Here is a 16679-nt window from a genome sequence, read left to right as displayed (position 1 = left end):
CCTCTTTTAAAAACTCGAAGCAATGTCAGGACGCACTCGTTGAATTGCCTTCCTTCCAGGCGGACGCCAGGACGCGAAGCCAGTTCTCCCTGCACAGCTTTGCAAGATCTGCCTCACCATAGCCAACGTTCCGAAGAGCGGCAATCAGCTTCTGGTTACCTGCTGCATCGCTAATTTCCTCAGGAATGGTGGCGCCGTCGAAGTCCGATCCGAGGCCGACGCAATCGATGCCGACACGCGAAACAAGATGATCGACGTGGCGCACCATGGCCTCCAGCGGCGTATCGGCATCCGAGCGCGCATCCTCGCGCAGCATGGCCGTCGCGTAGTTGAGGCCGACGATGCCGCGGCTTTCCTTGATGGCATCCAGCTGCTTGTCCGTGAGGTTGCGCGCAACCGGCGTCAAAGCATGGGCATTGGAATGGCTGGCAACGAGCGGCTGGTCCGATGTCCTGGCGACATCCCAGAAGCCCTTCTCGGTGATATGGGCGAGATCGACGAGGATGCCGAGCTGGTTGCACGCGCGCACCAGTGCAAAACCCGCATCCGTCAATCCGGGTCCGGTATCGGGAGAGCTCGGATAGGCGAATGGGACACCATGAGCGAAGACATTGTTGCGGCTCCAGACGGGACCGAGCGAGCGCAGGCCGGCAGCGTAGAAGGTTTCAAGCGCGACGAGATCGGCATCGATGGCTTCGCAGCCTTCCATGTGCATCACGGCCGCGAAGAGGCCTTTTTCCATGCAATCGCGGATATCAGCGGTGGTGCGGCAAAGCTTCCAGGCGCCGGCGCGATCGAGCCTGAGTGCGATCGCCGCCATTTCGAGGGCGATATCAAGCGACGGCGCCCGCTCCAGGGGAGCGGCCAGCGGCGTTGCATAGTGACCGTTGCTGTCCGGATCGGCAAAGACGAGATCGCCCGATGGAATGTAGATGGCACAGAGACCGCCGGCGAGACCGCCCGCCTTGGCGCGGGGTGCATCAATATGGCCGCTCGATATCCCGTCCCTGAATTCGGCGATCGGATCGGCGCCATCGCGCTCGTGATGCCAAAGTCTCAGAAGAACGTCATTGTGACCATCGAATACGGATTGCATCGTCTATCCTGGATGAAGCGCCATGGCGGCGAATGGAAAGCGGCCAGAATAGAAAAGCTGACAGAATTCGCCATAGCCAAAAGAAAAAAATTTGCATTTGCATGCAATGCCGCAATCAAATGCAAAAGGCGGGGCAAAACCCCGCCTCAAATTTACCAATGATGTTTCAGGCAGCTCAGCGCTTGGCCCGCTTCTTCTGGCGATAGACGTCGATGGCGACGGCGGCGATGATGATGACGCCCTTGGCAATTTCCTGGTAATAGGCATCCACATTCAGGAAGGTGAAGCCGGAAATCATCACGCCGAGAATGATCGTGCCGATCACCGTGCCGGCGATGCGCCCGACGCCGCCGGTGAGCGAGGTGCCGCCGATGACGGCCGCTGCAATGGCGTCCAATTCATAGGTGACGCCCATGCCGGCCTGCGCCGTCTGGACGCGGGCAGCGGTGATGATACCGGCGAGACCGGCCAGAAGGCCTGCAATTGCATAGACCTTGACCAGATGTCCCTCGACATTGATGCCCGAGACGCGCGCCGCCTGCACATTGGCGCCGATCGCATAGGTGAACTTGCCGTAGCGCGTATAACGCAGCACCACATGGAAAATAACCGCGATGATCAGGAAGACGACGACAGGCCAGATGCCGGAGCCGATGAAATTGAACTGATCGGTGAGCCCCGAGATCGGCTGCCCCTTGGTATAGAGCTTCGACAGGCCGCGCGCCGAGACCATCATGCCGAGCGTGGCAATGAAAGGAGGGATTTTCGTCCGGGTGATGAGCTGGCCGTTGATATAGCCGGCGAGAAGGCCGATCAGCAAACCGATGCCAATCGGAACGAAGAAAGGCATGTCGGTCAGTGCCGGATAGACGGCGCGGGCCCATGTCGAAGACTGGGCGAAACTGGCGGCGACCATGGCCGTCAGGCCGACGACGGAACCGGACGATAGATCGATGCCGCCTGTAATGATCACCTGCGTCACGCCGACGGAGATGATGCCGATGACGGAGACCTGCAGGATCATGATCTTCAGGCGCTGCAGATTCAACAGGAAGCTCTGGCCGACGAAGATCCAGCCCAAGACTTCACAGAGAAGCGCGATGCCGATCAGCACGAGGAAGATGCCGAGTTCCGGCGGAACGCGGCGGCGTCTCGGACGGGTCAATGCCGGTGCGGCGGCCTCTGCAGCTTTGCTAACCATGGTTCAGTCCTCCCTTGCGACGGTTGGCGGCGTCACTGCGCGGCCAGCTCCATCACCTTCACTTGAGTTGCGTCCGCGCGATCCAGGAATCCGGTAACCCGTCCCTCATGCATCACCATGATGCGGTCGCTCATGCCGAGCACCTCGGGCATTTCCGAGGAGATCATGATGACGGCGACGCCGTTGCGCGCCATTTCGGTGACCAGGCGATGGATTTCCGCCTTGGCGCCGACGTCGATGCCGCGGGTCGGTTCGTCGAGGATCAGGATGCGGGGATTGGTGAGCAGCCACCGGCCGATCAGCGCCTTCTGCTGATTGCCGCCGGACAGGTTTTCGATGCGCTCGTCGAGGTTCGGCGTCTTGACGCGCAGCTTCCTGGCCATCTCCTCGCAGACCTGCTCGATCGCGCCCTCCTGCACGAAGCCGCCTCGCACGAACTTGTCGTGCAGCACGGCAACCTGCATGTTTTCGAGCACGCTGAGGATGAGAAGACAGCCGGTATCCTTGCGGTCTTCGGTCAGGAACGCCATGCCGTGACGGATCGCCGCCGCCGGGGAGGAAATCTCGACCGTCTTGCCGAACAGCTCGATCGTGCCGGACGAAGCAGGCGTCACGCCAAAGAGCGTCTCGGCGACATTCGACCGGCCCGATCCCACCAGCCCGGCAACGCCGAGGATTTCGCCAGCCCTGACATCGAAGGTAATATTCGAGAAGACGCCGTCGAGGCTGAGATCCTTGACCGAGAGGACGGTATCACCGATCGGCACCTCTTCCTTCGGAAACATCTGCGTAATCTCACGACCGACCATCATGCGGATGATGTCGTCGCGCGTGACGTCCGTAGAGGCGTGGGTGCCGATATATTTACCGTCGCGGAACACCGAGAATTCGTCGGCGATCTCGAACAGCTCGTTCATCTTGTGGGTGATGTAGACGATGCCGATGCCCTGCTCGCGCAAGCCTCGGATAATTTCGAACAGATGCGCCACTTCGCGCTCGGTCAGAGCCGAGGTCGGCTCGTCCATGATGAGTACGTCGGAATTGTAGGAAACCGCCTTGGCGATTTCGACCATCTGCCGGCTGGCGACCGAAAGCTCGCTCACCTGGATTTCAGGGTCGATGGAAATGTTGAGGCGGCTGAAGAGCTCTTCCGTCTTGCGGCTCATCTCGGTGTGATCGACGAAGCCGAAGCGGTTCTTCGGCTCGCGGCGGATCCAGATATTCTCGGCCACCGTCATGAAGGGCATCAGGTTCAGTTCCTGATGGATCATGGCAATGCCGTTTTCCAGCGCGTCCAGAGGCGATTTCAGCCGGATTTCGACGCCTTTGAGGCGCACCTCGCCCTGGTCGGGAATATAGATGCCGGCAAGGATCTTCATCAGCGTCGACTTGCCGGCGCCGTTTTCACCCATCAGTGCATGCACCGTGCCGCGCTTCAGATGGAAGGAAACATCGTCGAGGGCCAGAACGCCTGGAAATTCCTTGCGGATGCCGTCTGCGCTCAGCAGAAAGGCCGAATTAGGGACGGCGCCGCTGGCGCGCACCGCAGCCATGGTCGATGGGCTTACAACCATTTTTCCCTCCCGGGCAGATCAGATTTGTGGGGATGCGGGCTCAGGCGCCCGCATCCGTCGATCATCGCGGCATCAGTTCTTCTTGACGAAGTCCTTGACGTTCGCGGGCGTCACGAGCTGGAAGGGAATGTAGACCTTCTTGTCGACCTTATCGCCCTTTGCAAGCTTCAGCGCGGCATCCACGGCGCCCTTGCCCTGGCCGGCAGCATCCTGGAACACGGTGACCTTCAGGTCGCCGGCCTGCATTGCAGCCAAGGCATCCTGCGTCGCGTCGACACCGGCAACGACGATCTTGTCGAGCGACTTGCCCGAAGCCTTGAGCGCCTGGATGGCGCCGATCGCCATTTCGTCGTTGTTGGAAATCACGGCATCGAATTCGAGGCCGCTGGAAAGCCAGTTGGTGACGAGGTCGGCGCCCTGGGTACGCTGCCAGTTGGCAGTCTGCTCCTGGACGATGGTGATGCCCTTGCATTCGTCGGTGGCAAGAACGTCATGTACGTCCTTGGTGCGCATGCGGGCTGCCTGGTTGGACAGTTCGCCCATCATAACGACGGCCTTGCCCTTGCCGCCGAGAAGCCTGCACACTTCCTTGGCTTCCAGCGTGCCGGATTCCTGCTCGTTGGAGGCGACGAAAGCCTGCTTCTCCGGAAGGCTGTCGACGTTTGCCGGCTCGCGGTTGACGTAGATGAGCGGGATCTTGGCATCGGCGGCGAGCTTGGAAATCGCGGCCGTCGCGTCGGTATCGACCGGGTTTACGATGATGGCATCGACCTTACTGGCGATGAAGTTCTGGACCTGGCTCTGCTGCTTGGCGATATCGTTCTGAGCGTCTTCGACCTGCAGCGTCACGCCGTTCAGGCCCTTTGCGTAGTCCTGCATGCCGTTGCGCAGAACGGTTAGGAAGTTGTCGTCAAACAGCGCCATCGACACGCCGATGGTTTCGGCATGAGCCGCGGTCGACAACATGAGCGCCATCGCCGAGCCAAGAATAAATTTCTTCATGTTTTCCTCCCAGATACGGTGCCCGGCCACACCCCTCCTAAATGCCGGAACCCTCGGTCTCGACCGCAGGGCGTCTATTCAATTCGGCCACCACTCCCATGGTGGCCACGCTAAAAAACGGAACAAACAAACCGTAAAATTCTATATGCGGAATATTCATTCCATTTTTCATAACAAACGTCAACACTAATTTCTGACCGCATCGCAGGAGGGGGCGAAGGCGGATTTATTGTCGCTGCTACTGCAAGAATCGGCCGCCGAACCTACATAGGAGCACCCCGCCCGATGGAACGGTTATTTCATCGCCACAGGAGCGGGTTAGAATGCCGCCGATCCCGGCCGCCCGAGCGGCCCGCAATGGAGAACAAACATGCCCTCGATGTACAGTTTCTCGGTCCCCGTCTTTCAACGCGGCCTGCAAAACCTTTCGGCCTATCTCGACAAGATCGAAGCCTATGCCACTGAGAAGGGTATCGAGCCGAACGAGCTCGTCGCCGCACGCCTCTTTGACGACATGCTGCCGCTTTCCGGTCAGTACCAGCGCGCTTCCGATACGGCGAAGCTCACCATCGCCCGGCTTGCCGGCATCAATGCCCCGAGCTTCGAAGACAATGAGACAACCGTCGCCGATCTGCGCGAGCGTCTGAAGAAAACCCAGGATTTCCTGGCGACGGTCACGCCGGAGATTATGGAAGGCAGCGATGTCAGGGAAGTCACGATCTCGCCGGGCGGCAACAAGACCGTCTTCAAGGGCGAGGATTATCTTGCCAAGTTCGCGCTGCCGAACTTCTTCTTCCACCTCACCACGGCACACGGAATCTTGCGCAGCCGCGGCCTGCCTGTGGGCAAGATGACCTATCTCGGATCGTTCGCCTGAAGAGCAAATAGCCAGAACGACTCAGGGCCGGCGCGAAACCGGCCCTTCTTCCGTCAATTCCGTATAGGCGAGCGTCTGGTCCAGATGCTCCGCTCGCAATGAGAGAAGCTTTTCGGCATAGGTAAGCCGGGTGGCCATGTAGGCGCTATCGTCTGCGACGTTCGAAAGCTCCATCGGATCTTTCTCCAGATCGAACAGGACAGGCGGCAGGCCGGCAAAATGGACATACTTGAACCGCTCGTCGCGGATAACGGCGAGATTGCAGGCATTGGATTTCAGGCCGAAATGCCGCTCGGGGCTTTCGTTGGCGATGTCGCGAAAATCGAACTCCCAGAATGCGGCGTCGCGCCAGCTATCCGGGGCAGAGCCCCCGATGAACGGCAGGAGGCTTTCGCCATCGACATGGTTTTCAGGCGTAATGCCAAGCCGGTCGCATAGCGTTGGGAAAATATCGGCGGAGCTGGTGAAATGCTCAACCTCCCCGCCACGCGCGGCCGGCAGGCCGGGGTCACGAATAACGAGCGGCACATGATAGCTCGCGTCATAGAAGCCGCCCTTGCCGAGCATCCAGTGGTCGCCCATCATCTCGGCATGGTCGGAGGTGAAGATGATCAGCGTATCGTCCCACGCACCGGCATCCTTCAATGCCTGCCAGATCCGGCCGAGCTGCGCGTCCACTTCCGAAATCATGCCATAGTAGATAGCGCGGATCGCTGAAAGGTCCTCCGCAGACCAATCCGCGATGGAACCTTCGCCACCATACATGAACCCGCCCTTGCCGATCTGCGGCAGGGCAAAAGCAAGCAGCGGATGAGCAGACATCTCCGTCTGGCGATCGGCCGCCCGCGCAAAGGCTGGTCCATCGGCGGCGGAGAACATGCGATTATAAGGCCCCGGCACCGAAAACGGTGGATGCGGTCTCAGGAAGGAAACATGCGCGAACCAGGGCGCGTCCTGCTCGCCAAGCCAGCGAATGAACTCCCCGGTCATGAAGGCCGTCTGGGTCTCATCCTTGGAATAGGCCGGCGCATTGTTGGAAATTTCGCCGGGCGCGGCGCCAACGGGAATATGGATATCGCGGCTGAAGGCATCGGCGTGGCCGCGCGACCGCAACCAGGACAGCCACTGCTTCTCATGCTCGGGCAGAAGCTGCCGTGCCGTGAAGCCGGGCAGCACACCCTCATAGGTCGTCAGATGCGGATCGCTCAAGTCCTTGCTGCGCGGATCGGGCGCGGTGTCGGTATAGCCGAACAACGTCGGATCGTAGCCTGCCCGGCGGGCCGCAAGCGCCAGATTATCGAAACGGGCATCCAGCGGCGACCCGTTGCGGCAAACGCGATTGTTCATCTGGTAGAGGCCGGTATAGAGCGTCGCCCGCGCCGGCGAGCAAGGCGCGGCCCCCGCATAGTGGCGACGGAAGAGCACCCCCTCCCGCGCCAAGGCATCGACATTCGGCGTCTTGACGCAATCATGGCCAACGGCGGAGAGGCAATCGCCGCGCCATTGATCGGCCGAAATCAGCAGCACATTCAGACGCTTGCCCTTGACGTTGCCCGGAGAGGAAGACTGCTCAGTGCTGGTTGGATTTGGCATGCCAGTTCCATGCGGATTCGATGATCCCGGTCAGATCATATTGTGGCGACCAGCCAAGGATATCGCGGGCCTTGTCGTTATTGGCGACGAGCGTCGTCGAATCGCCCTCGCGACGGCCGACATATTCGACCGGGAACGGCCGCTTCGACACGGTCTCTATCGTTCCCAGCAATTCCTTCACTGTCGTACCCGTGCCGGTGCCCAGATTGAGGGCAACGGAGTCGCCACCGCGCAGTAGATATTCAACGGCGCGGACATGGGCATCGGCGAGATCGAGCACATGGATGTAATCGCGAACGCAGGTGCCGTCGCGGGTATCATAGTCGCTGCCGAACACCTTGAAGCCCTGGCGACGGCCGAGCGCAGCATCGATGGCGAGCGGAATGGCGTGGGTTTCCGGCGTGTGCCATTCACCGATGCGTCCCTCGAAATCGGCGCCGGCCGCGTTGAAGTAGCGCAGCACCACGGAGCGCAGGCTCTTGTACTGATCGTAATCGGCAAGCGCCTGCTCGACGATATATTTGGTGCGGCCGTAGGGATTGATCGGCACCTGCTGGTGGCTCTCATCGAGCGGCACGCTCTGCGGCAGGCCGTAGGTTGCGCAGGTAGAGGAAAAGACGAAGGCATTGACGCCGGCCGCCTGCGCCGCCGACAGCAGGGTCAGCGTGCCGATGACGTTGTTTTCATAGAAGGATACCGGGTCCTTGACTGACTCGCCCACTTCGATCAGCGCGGCGAAATGCAGGATGGCGGCAGGCTTGTGCTTGGCAAGGACTTCATCGAGGCGCGCCCGATCGCGGATATCGCCTTCCTCAGCCGGGCCCCATTTGACGAACTCACGATGCCCATTGGAGAAATTGTCATAGACGACGGGCTTGAACCCCTTGTTCGCCAGATCCAGACATGTGTGCGAACCGATATAGCCGGCTCCGCCGACCACAAGCACCGTTTCTCCTGCCATGATCACCCCTTCTCAATTCACCAACAATCTGCCGCCCCAAAATGCGGCGAACCGGCTTCGATCCGACGCGTACACTTAGAGAGCTGTAGCCGACTTGCAAGGCTGGAGAAAGGAGCAAGATTGGCATGATCAGAAATGGATGGAGACGAAAAGCTAAGCCGGCTTTGCCGAGTTGGCGGCATGCATGAGAATTCCCGCAAGCGCCAGCACCGGCGGCAGCAGGAAGCAGGCCATGCCGACAAGCAGGAAAAGCGTTGCCGCCACCGCGCAGCCGAGCGCAAAGCCACCGACAGCCGCCCCCATGCGGCCAAGCCGCGCCTTCGTTGCGACTTTCTCCTCGGGCTTGGCGCCACGCAGGAGATCGGCGATATCGATCATGATCTGTGTCGTCGTGCCCGTCATCATCGTCGTCGGCGGTGTGGAGCCAAGATGAATGCGGTGCGCCGTTGTCTGGATCGCCATCGCCGCAATCAGCGTCATTCCGGTGACTGTCGCCTGCCAACCGTCGCCATCGGCAAACGGGCCAAACCGCATGGCGAAAAACGCCGCAAGCACCAGCAGGAAAAATTTCAGCGTCAGGACGATCTGCAATGTCGGCAGATTGCGCCGCGACAGATCGCCTCCAAGCAGCCGAGCGAGAATGACGACAACGCAGAAAACCGGCAGCGCCAGAAGTTTGGCAACGGCACCCGACGTTCCCAGTGCCAAAGTCGCGCCGAGCGTCACGAAATTACCGGTCACATGTGCGGTAAACAGCCCATGCAGGGCAAGAAAGCCGGCCGTATCGACATAGCCGCCATTGATGCTGAGAAGGGTAGACAGGCTCGGCTTCATCGGCTCCTCATCGTCACGGATAATCGCTCCGATCTTATCGCGCTGAATAGCTGCCGATGTCGAGACGTTTGCGTGCCTATCGATGCCTCGTATTTTAACCCGGTGGCTGTCTCGTGACACGGTACGGATCGAGGTTGTTCCCCTTGCTTAATTGGATTGCACTTTGCTAGCTTCCATTTAGAGGGTGCGGGGGTTTCGCTTCATGATTTTTGCAGTTTTCAGGCATCTTTTGCGTTGCGCGCTGAAGATTTGCCTGCCGGCAGCCGTGGCCGGTTTTGCACTCGCGGGGCTGACGGCGGCTGCGATGGCCCAGGTGCCCGGCGCGCCAATGCAATTCATGCTCGTTCACGCGGCTCCCGGCTCCGGCAACTGTCGGCCCGAGGGCTGCATGGACTGGATTGCAGCCGAAGGCATGATCGATGCAAGATCCCCCGACGACCTGCGCAAGCTTCTAGCAAGCACAGGCAACAGGAAGCTGCCTATAATCGTGAACTCACCCGGCGGGAATGTAGAAGCCGCGATGGAAATGGGTGAGATCATCCGCAAGCGCGGCCTGTCCGTTGCCGTGGGCGGAACCCGGCTGGAATCCTGTCCGAGCAACCAGCCGCTCTGTGCCGACGGCTGGCGCGCCGGAGCAAAAGCTATTGCATATTCCGCAGGTAGCAGATGTCTTTCGGCCTGCCCCTTCGTGCTGTCTGCCGGCGTCAGGCGCGTCGTCAGCCCCTTCGCTATCGTCGGAGTCCATCAGGTCAAGACGACCTACGATCAGGAGCGGATCATCTACCGGATGAAGTATCAGATCGTTAACGGCAAGAAGCGCCTCATCAGTCGCCAGGAAATCAGCCGCAAGTTTGTCGGACTGCACGACAGTACGAAACTGTCGAAATCGCAGCGATCGAAGATGCTCGCTTACTTCAAGAAAATGGGCGTTGATCGGTCGATACTGGATATGGCGATGAGTACCGTTCCAAGTTCGATACGGCTTATCACGCCGGATGAGGCGACGAACATCAACCTGGTGACCGACAAGGCTTCCGCCGACGACTTTGATCAAGGCCGGCGCTTGCGCGGCCGGCCAGCCTTTTTCGGCCTGCTTGGCACCGATTTCAGCGGATTCGACAGCTCTTGTTGCAAACCCGCCTTTTGCTGACTGGCAGCTGAACCAGGTTCAGGATTTCCTTGCACCTTCTGTCACCGATCACGCCGACCGGAATCAGCAAGCTGCCGCCTGTGCCCAGAAGCCGTCAGACTATTCACCCCATTGGGTTTCAAGCACGGTGATTTCGTCAGACAGTTCCGCGATCCGCTGCCGCAACTCCGCCTCGGTACCGTCTTCAACCTCGCCGTCACCGAAACAATAGCGTGCTATATGCAGCTCAAGCTTGGCTTCGAGATCCTCTCGTTGTGAGCGTAGATATTTGAGATGGCTGTTTCGCATCGCGAACCACCCTTTCCGAGAAAATAACTCTCACCCCTATAAATAGGTTCGGCACGGGAAAGTTTCGATGTCGATATCAGGCGCGCTGCCAAAACCAGCCCCATAACCAACCGCAACCCCGTATCTCCAGCCTATTGCAAAGCCGGCAGCCGACATTCACATTCACGCGACCCGCAGCAGAAACTACGCTTGTGGCAGATATTGACGCTGACACGAGCCTCAGGTTTGGGCTAATTCAGGTGGATTGTTCGAGGTATGCTGTGTTGAATGAAAAGATTGCCGTTATCGGCCTGGGTTATGTGGGTCTGCCCGTCGCGATCGCGCTTGCAGAAAAATTCCACGATGTTGTCGGTTTTGACATCAAGGCCTCCCGTGTCGCCGCACTGAAGGCTGGTGACGACGATACTCGCGAGGTTTCGGCCGAGAAGCTGAGAGCAAGCGGATTGCGCATCAGCAGCGACATCGAGGATCTGCGGGATCGCAATATGTTCATCGTCGCCGTGCCGACGCCGATTGACCGCAACCGGCAGCCGGATCTGAGGCCTATGATCTCCGCCTCGCGCACGGTTGGCAAGGTGCTGCGCCAAGGCGGGGTCGTCGTCTACGAATCGACTGTCTATCCCGGCGTGACCGAGGAAGTATGCGGCCCGGTGCTCGCGGAAGTCTCGGGCTTGCGTCAGGGCGAGGATTTTCACGTCGGCTATTCACCGGAACGCATCAACCCCGGCGACAAGGAACACACCTTCGAGCGCATCGTGAAGGTGGTCGCCGGCGACGACGAGGAGACGCTGGAGAGGATTGCCGCCATCTATGGCGCCGTGGTCGAGGCCGGCATTCATCGCGCCCCCAGCATCAAGGTCGCCGAAGCCGCCAAGGTGATCGAGAACACCCAGCGCGACGTCAACATCGCCCTGATGAACGAGCTGTCGATCATCTTCGAAAAGATGGACATCCGCACCGCCGACGTGCTGAAGGCGGCACGGACGAAATGGAATTTCCTGCCCTTCACGCCCGGCCTCGTCGGCGGCCATTGCATCGGTGTCGATCCCTATTATCTCACCGCCAAGGCGGAAGAACTCGGCTATCATCCGGAGGTCATTCTGTCCGGCCGCCGCATCAATGACGGCATGGGGGCATTCATCGCCCAGAAGCTCATCAAGATGCTGGTCTCGGCAAAGAGGCCGATCAACGGCGCCCGCATCGGCATCTTCGGCCTGACCTTCAAGGAAAATGTGCCGGATCTGCGCAACAGCCGCGTGCCCGATATTATAAGTGAACTGCACCAATTCGGCCTGGAGCCGCTGGTGCACGACCCGATGGCGAGCCATGCGGAAGCGGAAGAAGAATACGGCATTCGCCTGGCGGCGTTGAAGGATTTCGGCAAGCTCGACGCTCTCATCCTCGCCGTTCCCCATAAATCCTATCTGGCCGGCGGTGCTGCCGATATCCTCAATCTGCTCAGCGAAAACGGTGTAGTCGTCGATGTGAAAGCGGCGCTTGACCCGGCCACCCCCCTGCTGGAAGGTCATTCGGTCTGGAGCCTGTAAGGGCTCACGGCAATGCCGGCCCTGCTGTCGTCAACGGCCGACAGTTGCCGCCAGCCCTTCCTCGATCGAATAGGGCGGCGACCAACCGGTGGTCGCCATCGTCTCGCCGATATCGACCTGGAGCGAGCCGAGCAGACGCTGGGCGGCGGCACGGCGGCCCAAGAGTGCCGCAAGCCCCTCCAGCAAGGCGGATGGCACCGGCAGCATCATGGCCTTTTTCCCCTGGGCCGACGACAGCTTGCCAATCAACGCGCCGATGGAAAGATCCGCGCCGTCGCTGATGAGAAAAACACGATTTCCAGCGTCCGGGTGACGGACGCAGAGCAGCATGAAATCGACGAGATTGCCGACGAAAACGAGCGACCTGCGATTACGGACCATACCGAACGGCCAGGGAAACGGCCGGGCCGCCCATTTCATCAGGCTCGCAAAATTCGCCTTCACGCCGGGTCCATAGACCAGCGGCGGCCGGATGATGATGACCTCCATGCCGGTCTCGACGGCGATTGCCAGCAGCGCCTCTTCCGCCTCCAGCTTCGAGCGGCCGTAGTCATCCTCCGGGTGCGGCGCATCCGAAGCCCTGAATGGTCGTCCCGGTGCAGTTTCCTCGCCGTTGACCTTGATCGAGCTCAGGAAGATAAACCGCCGGACCCCAGCCCGCGCCGCCTGCCGCGCCAGGTTGACCGTGGCGTCGACATTGACGGCGCGAAACGCGGCGAGCGGATCGGCCGCACTCTCGTTCATGACATGCACGCGGGCAGCCAGATGCATGACGGCATCGACGCCGGCAAGCGCTCCAGACCAATCGGTGGTGGCATCGATCGCGCCGGTGGCAACGTAACCTGGCCGCGGCGCGCGGCTGACCGGCCGATACTCCATCTGCCGGCGGGACAGTTCGGCACAAAGCGTCTGTCCGACAAAACCCGTTGCGCCGGTAACCAGGATCATGGGTTCATTGCCTCTGTTCGTTTTGTTCAAACATGCTTTGCATGGGATATCCGCGGAGAACAAGGCCGGGGAATCTCATGCCGCACGGTTGTGCACCAATCCGCAATATGAGATGCACAAAACACCCAAACCGCCATTGCCGCCGCCCGAACCGGCGGCGACGCAACGACAAGAGACGATGCTTTATACGATCGCCAAGCGCCTTTTCGATTTTCTTGCCGCGCTTGCCGCGGCCATCGTCTTTTCCATTCCGATCCTGATCGTCGCCATTGCCGTACGGCTGACCTCTCGCGGCCCCATCCTCTACTGGTCCGATCGTGTCGGGCGCGGTAACAGGATCTTCCGCATGCCAAAATTCCGCAGCATGCGCACCGACACTCCCGCCGTCGCGACGCATCTGCTGAAGGACCCCAAGATCTATCTGACGCCGATCGGCTCCTTCCTGCGCAAATCCAGCCTGGACGAACTGCCACAACTTCTCTGTATCCTGAAGGGAGAGATGAGCATCGTCGGCCCACGACCCGCCCTCTTCAACCAGCACGACCTGATCGCCTTGCGCACGGAACGCGGCGTCGACGCGTTGCTGCCCGGCCTCACCGGCTGGGCGCAGGTCAATGGTCGCGATGAACTGCCCATCCCGCAGAAGGTGGCGCTGGACGAAGACTATCTACGCCGGCGATCCTTCCTCTTCGATCTCAAGATCATCTTTCTGACGGTTTTGAAAGTGGTTCGGCGCGATGGCGTTACCCATTAGCAAACATCCGGCGAAATCGATGCCGCCCGGGCGCCGGCGGGAGAAAAATGCCGCATTCCTGCCCCTTTACGGCCCTAACGGCCTTCATGGGGGCGTCGCAATGCCGGACAATGGAACAAATGTGGACGAAGGCGGACGACGACATTGGACGACTCGCGCATGAACAAATCGCATGCTGATCTCGCAACCCGCCCCCCAGGCATGACCAAGGCTGCGAGCACCATGCCGAAAGCCGTCGCAATAATCGGCGGTATACTCTGGCTTTTGGTGGCCTCGCCCACCGTCGTCGAAAGCGACGCCTATCGCTATGCGACCGCGTTCCTCTCGCTGATCGCCCTCTATTACTACATGAAAGCGCCCCTGCGGCCGCGCACGGACTGGGTCGGCTGGCTCTGCATGGGTTGGGCCTTCTATGTCATGGCCCGCTTCGGCATCACCCTTTGGCTGACGCCGCAGCATGATATCGGTGCCTCGGACTGGCTCTACGCCTTTCCCTTCTTCTTTCCGATCATGGGCGTCGCTTTCCTGCTCTATGAAGAGGTGATGGAAAAGATTGTCGCGGCCTATTTCGCCATGGTCCTCGTCATGCTTGTGGCAACCCAGCATCTGCGCGAGGTTTTTGCCGGCGAGACCATCCGCCCGTTGATCATGAACAATCAGATCCATGGCGCCGTCGCCTGCGGCATGATCGTCATCTTCACGCTGTTCTGGCTGCTGCATTACCTGACGGAAAAATCCAGCGATCGGCGCATCGCCCGTTTCGCCTATATTGTTTCACCCTTCATCTTCGCGCTCTGTTTCATCGCCATCTATGGCGCCAAATCGAAGGGCGTCTGGCTGGCGCTCGGCATTTCCATCCCGCTCCTGGCGCTCGTCACGCTGACCTATCTGCGCATGAAGAGTGGCCTCATCGCCATCGTCGTCGTGGCGGCGCTGCTGATCGCCGGCATCTATGGCGTGCGCCACAATCTCGACAAGACGGCCGGCCCGACCGTGTCGGCAGCATTGTCCATGGTCGAAAAGGTAACAGGCAGCCATGATGTGGGCGACGTGGTCTCAAACGCCATCAGCTCGACCAACACCCCGGTATCGATGGATGAGCGCCTGCAGCTCTGGTCCAACAGCTGGGAAGTCTTCTCCTCCGCGCCGATCTTCGGCTGGGGCAACAGATGGCTCGAACGCTGGGCCGAGACGCGCTACTCGCACATTCAGTACACGCTGCTGCACAATGGCTATCTGGAGATCCTGGTGCGCTACGGCCTGTTCGGCGCCGCCGTGATGGCCTTCATGCTCGGCGTCTTCATCCGCGCCGTCTGGCGCGCCCGCAAGGCACGCATCATTCCGCGCGCCGCCTGGCACGCCTATATCATGTGCCTGTTCTTCTTCTCACTGACCTTGCTCAGCAACTCCAACAACCGCCTCGCCATCGGCGAAAGCCTGGCCTTCGCCTCCTCGGCCTTCGCCTGCTGGTGCCACATGCGGCTGAAGGGCGAGTATCTGGCGGCGGCAAAGCCGCCCATGCAGCCGGAAATGGCCGCGAGAGGTTGATCCTTCGACACGAAGAAGGGACATGACCGAGCGTCATGACGAGGCAATCGGATCGCCAGGTCCATGAGATGGATTCGGATTGATCGACATCGTACGCGGCGCGGCATCGAATTCGCGCAGTCGCCAAGCCTTCAAGGCATTGTCTATCTGATATTTTTGCAGAAATTTTTTGGCTAAAAAGCCTTTATTCTTCTATTATTTCAAATAATTACCCTAAGGTTTCAGAAGTATATTTTGCGTTTCCATTGCGAGCGACTATGGATGCAACTGTTTGCCCTGGCTTTGGACCTCGGTCATCAGAAGATGGGGAGCCGTTAGTTTCCGTACTCGATGCCGATACGTTGTCTGGCGGATCGCAGCAAGCATCACCGTTCCGCGCCTTCAATTCGGTCGTCTGAGTACCCAATAGTGCCCTGGAAACCGTTGGTCTACTTCGCAGGTGACCCGCGTGAAAAGCGCCTCTGTTAAAGACATTTGCAACGCAAACCTCGGTTTCTGATTTGGGGATGGGAGCCGTCCGCGGGCTTCTCGCTTCGAGGTTATAATACCGGACGTTCTCCATGCCCATTTAGAATGGCGATATGAAATTAATTGAGAGGCCCGAAGGGAATGCAAGAAGACGAAATCTAGTCAACAAATTAGCCAGGTAGGTAGATTAGCCGGCCGTTTAAAGTTTATCACAGTAACTTACGCAGCATGATAAAAATTAATATGGATTTTATCCGGGATTCGCGCAACAATCAAACATCGGAAAAATTGAAAGGGAGATTGTGCTATGGAAGAAAAGTTTATCGTCACACATTCAGTTGAAGATGACGACAAGGGCCATGCCCTTGACTGTTCTTGCAGCTGCGGCGGCCCGAATGTTTCAGTATCAAATGTGCACAGCAGCAAGAACAAAGAAGAAAATGTAATAATTATATTGAAGGGCGAAGAAGAACTTTGATGTTGATTATATAGGTGGCAACAAAATGTGCTCTATGCTATTACGAAGAGAGAAATTTGGAGGGATAGCAGCTCAATTGGGTGGTGATGCTCTTCGGTTGCTAGACCACATTGGTTATACTACCGTTGAAGGCATCGCTCTTAGTCTTTCAGATGACGAAATTCAGCAACGAACCTTGGCCAAACATCCTACGGCAAAGTCCACGCGGATAGCCAAGACGATATTAAAATTCAGAAACCTCCTCGACAAACCTGAAACGTGGTGGAGTTGCCCCTTAAAAACCGGACAGGATCAGGTTTCGGTTTGACGGTTCAAGAACTCACGAGGCGAGCAATACCCCAATGCCTTATGCGGGTGAAG

15 protein-coding genes are annotated in these 16679 nt (G+C 59.1%); 6 read left to right on the top strand and 9 right to left on the bottom strand.

What is annotated here, in order from left to right; genetic code table 11:
* Positions 1 to 25: 25 nt before the first annotated feature.
* The 4 genes from A6U86_RS09700 to A6U86_RS09685 all read right to left on the bottom strand — a co-directional run bounded on the left by A6U86_RS09700 (position 26) and on the right by A6U86_RS09685 (position 4873).
* Positions 26 to 1096, bottom strand: a complete 1071-nt coding sequence (locus A6U86_RS09700; protein WP_068389789.1) for a dipeptidase — start codon at positions 1094 to 1096, stop codon at positions 26 to 28.
* Between the two features lie 175 nt (positions 1097 to 1271).
* Positions 1272 to 2297: an ABC transporter permease gene (locus A6U86_RS09695; protein WP_068389786.1), complete on the bottom strand. Its 1026-nt coding sequence runs from the start codon at positions 2295 to 2297 to the stop codon at positions 1272 to 1274.
* A gap of 32 nt (positions 2298 to 2329) precedes the next feature.
* Positions 2330 to 3871 carry a sugar ABC transporter ATP-binding protein gene (locus tag A6U86_RS09690; protein ID WP_068389783.1) on the bottom strand — a complete coding sequence of 514 codons (1542 nt, stop codon included), beginning with the start codon at positions 3869 to 3871 and terminating at the stop codon, positions 2330 to 2332.
* Between the two features lie 72 nt (positions 3872 to 3943).
* Positions 3944 to 4873, bottom strand: a complete 930-nt coding sequence (locus A6U86_RS09685; protein ID WP_068390096.1) for a sugar ABC transporter substrate-binding protein — start codon at positions 4871 to 4873, stop codon at positions 3944 to 3946.
* Positions 4874 to 5243: 370 nt separating this feature from the next.
* On the opposite strand from A6U86_RS09685, the gene A6U86_RS09680 reads away from it, so the two are divergent.
* Entirely contained in the window at positions 5244 to 5750 is a 507-nt protein-coding gene (locus A6U86_RS09680) for a DUF1993 family protein (protein ID WP_068389779.1), read from the top strand.
* Positions 5751 to 5771: 21 nt separating this feature from the next.
* Here the strand turns inward: A6U86_RS09680 and A6U86_RS09675 are convergent, their stop codons facing one another.
* From A6U86_RS09675 to A6U86_RS09665, 3 genes are all read right to left on the bottom strand, one after another.
* Positions 5772 to 7343, bottom strand: a complete 1572-nt coding sequence (locus A6U86_RS09675) for an alkaline phosphatase family protein (protein ID WP_068389776.1) — start codon at positions 7341 to 7343, stop codon at positions 5772 to 5774.
* On the bottom strand, positions 7321 to 8304 hold the full coding sequence (galE, locus tag A6U86_RS09670; protein WP_068390093.1) for a UDP-glucose 4-epimerase GalE: 984 nt from the start codon (positions 8302 to 8304) through the stop codon (positions 7321 to 7323). The genes A6U86_RS09675 and galE overlap by 23 nt, the downstream gene beginning before the upstream one ends.
* Before the next feature lie 153 nt (positions 8305 to 8457).
* Positions 8458 to 9138, bottom strand: coding sequence for a YoaK family protein (locus tag A6U86_RS09665; RefSeq protein ID WP_068389773.1), 681 nt, complete (start codon positions 9136 to 9138; stop codon positions 8458 to 8460).
* A 304-nt stretch (positions 9139 to 9442) separates the two neighbouring features.
* Here A6U86_RS09665 and A6U86_RS09660 point away from each other — a divergent pair, with 304 nt between their 5' ends.
* On the top strand, positions 9443 to 10288 hold the full coding sequence (locus A6U86_RS09660; RefSeq protein WP_141683670.1) for a hypothetical protein: 846 nt from the start codon (positions 9443 to 9445) through the stop codon (positions 10286 to 10288).
* A gap of 99 nt (positions 10289 to 10387) precedes the next feature.
* On the opposite strand, the gene A6U86_RS34650 is transcribed toward A6U86_RS09660, so the two are convergent.
* On the bottom strand, positions 10388 to 10576 hold the full coding sequence (locus tag A6U86_RS34650) for a hypothetical protein (protein ID WP_077470473.1): 189 nt from the start codon (positions 10574 to 10576) through the stop codon (positions 10388 to 10390).
* A 260-nt stretch (positions 10577 to 10836) separates the two neighbouring features.
* Between A6U86_RS34650 and A6U86_RS09655 the strand changes: the two genes are divergently transcribed.
* Positions 10837 to 12123: a nucleotide sugar dehydrogenase gene (locus tag A6U86_RS09655; RefSeq protein WP_068389766.1), complete on the top strand. Its 1287-nt coding sequence runs from the start codon at positions 10837 to 10839 to the stop codon at positions 12121 to 12123.
* 30 nt (positions 12124 to 12153) lie between these two features.
* On the opposite strand, the gene A6U86_RS09650 is transcribed toward A6U86_RS09655, so the two are convergent.
* Positions 12154 to 13071, bottom strand: coding sequence for an SDR family oxidoreductase (locus A6U86_RS09650; protein WP_068389763.1), 918 nt, complete (start codon positions 13069 to 13071; stop codon positions 12154 to 12156).
* A gap of 178 nt (positions 13072 to 13249) precedes the next feature.
* Between A6U86_RS09650 and A6U86_RS09645 the strand changes: the two genes are divergently transcribed.
* From A6U86_RS09645 to A6U86_RS35440, 3 genes are all read left to right on the top strand, one after another.
* A complete protein-coding gene (locus A6U86_RS09645; protein WP_068390090.1) occupies positions 13250 to 13825 on the top strand; it encodes a sugar transferase in 576 nt (191 codons plus the stop codon).
* Between the two features lie 159 nt (positions 13826 to 13984).
* The gene (locus A6U86_RS09640) at positions 13985 to 15373 is read left to right on the top strand and encodes an O-antigen ligase (RefSeq protein ID WP_083196775.1); all 1389 of its coding nucleotides are present in this window, start codon (positions 13985 to 13987) and stop codon (positions 15371 to 15373) included.
* 775 nt (positions 15374 to 16148) lie between these two features.
* Positions 16149 to 16319 (top strand): hypothetical protein, encoded by a 171-nt coding sequence (locus tag A6U86_RS35440; RefSeq protein ID WP_158008742.1) that lies wholly within the window; start codon positions 16149 to 16151, stop codon positions 16317 to 16319.
* Positions 16320 to 16679 lie beyond the last annotated feature (360 nt).

The organism is Rhizobium sp. AC27/96 (genome assembly GCF_001692325.1).
Lineage (GTDB): Bacteria > Pseudomonadota > Alphaproteobacteria > Rhizobiales > Rhizobiaceae > Rhizobium.
This window is presented reverse-complemented; position numbering and strand designations above follow the sequence as displayed.